Consider the following 1,030-nt stretch of genomic DNA (forward strand, 5'->3'; position numbering starts at 1 on the left):
AAGGCTTAGGTGCGTGTGCGACATCGGTAGCAGCCTTTGCAACAGTTCGCGATATTTTCGGCCCAGAGAAAAGCGGAAAGATGATCAGCTACCTTAATGGTGCGATCTGCTTTATTCCGGCACTGGCACCAATCTTAGGTAGCTGGTTAACACAGCAATTCGATTGGCGTGCAAACTTCAGTTTTATGGCTGGTTTTGCGGTTGTCTCAGGAACGTTGATGTTTTTGATGATGAAGGAAACCAACCCAGCAACCGAGAAACAAGCGGTATTCAAAGTAAGTCGTTACTGGTCGGTACTGAGCACGCCATCTTTCATTTTCCACGCATCACTATGTTTGATGGCCATGGCGGTTATCTTAGCTTACGTGACGTCAGCACCGTCGGTATTGATGACAGGCATGGGCCTTTCAATGAATGAGTTCACATTCTGGTTTGGCATTAACGCGGTCATCAACATCGCTGGCTGTATGTTGGCACCGAAGTTCATGGAACGTTTTGGCACACACAACACGCTTGTGGTTGGTATCTCGACGTTGGCTCTGGCTGGTGTGGTGATGCTGGTGATGAATGGCCAAAACACGGCGCTGTCGTTCATGCTGCCAATCTTTATGTCGTCCGTTGGTTTTGCTTTGATTCTTGGCGGCGCCGCGGGCAAGGCGTTGGAACCATTCGGTGATAAAGCGGGCACAGCCGCGGCGCTACTTGGTTTGTTCCAAATGAGCGGTTCTGGTTTGTTAGTGGGTACCTTACAGCGTTTGCCGTTTGATCCACAAACATTGATTGCTATTCATATGTGGGTATTGCTACCAGCATTGGTGATTCTATTTTCAAAGGCTGGTAAGAGCTGGCACGCACGCTTCGCTAATGCGTAAATCAGTGTAATTTAGTATTTTCCAATGTATGTAACGCGTGTATATTTGTCGTTCACACTTTTCCTGACACCATAATGGAATTCAAAAAGTAATGTCGTTAACCACGTATGAAATGGCTCGTATTCTAGAGCAAATGGAAGATTCACCAGAAAAGGTGA

The 1,030-nt window shown here is 46.9% G+C and carries 1 protein-coding gene; it reads left to right on the plus strand.

Translation table 11 applies throughout. From position 1 onward, the window contains the following. On the plus strand, positions 1–872 hold an 872-nt coding region (locus tag R7070_RS26580), incomplete at its 5' end, for an MFS transporter (protein ID WP_318141570.1). Between the last annotated feature and the right edge of the window lie 158 nt (positions 873–1,030).

This window comes from Vibrio sp. 1557 (assembly GCF_033340175.1).
Classification (GTDB): domain Bacteria; phylum Pseudomonadota; class Gammaproteobacteria; order Enterobacterales; family Vibrionaceae; genus Vibrio; species Vibrio alginolyticus.